Source organism: Chryseobacterium sp. SIMBA_029 (assembly GCF_046535275.1).
Lineage (GTDB): Bacteria > Bacteroidota > Bacteroidia > Flavobacteriales > Weeksellaceae > Chryseobacterium.
This window is the reverse complement of record NZ_JAWRXA010000456.1, coordinates 1-263: the sequence shown is the minus strand read 5'-3', so window position 1 is coordinate 263 and position 263 is coordinate 1. Positions and strand designations below refer to the sequence as shown.

At 65.4% G+C, this 263-nt stretch carries 1 protein-coding gene; it reads right to left on the bottom strand.

The features are described from left to right. Positions 1–263 (bottom strand): hypothetical protein (locus tag SB679_RS24800; RefSeq protein ID WP_410704953.1); only part of this gene is annotated, 263 nt, incomplete at both ends.

The following is a 263-nucleotide window of genomic DNA, read 5'->3' as shown; positions in this document are numbered from 1 at the left end:
CATGCGATCGAGCCGGCAAAGCACACCTGCACCACGCCGAACACGATCCCGAGCACCCAGATCGCGCCCCGCGCCGTGTGCTTCATCTCGTCGACCTTGTCGTCGACGGCGTCCACCTCTGCCTCCAACTCGTCGCGCCCGCTGCGCTCTGCTTCCACTCGCGCCCACAGCAGATCAATGTCGCGCCGCGCGTTCGACGAGTGGATCGTCATTTCGGCAATCGATCGGTCAAGCGCCGGGATCGCCTGCACCGCCTGCTTGAT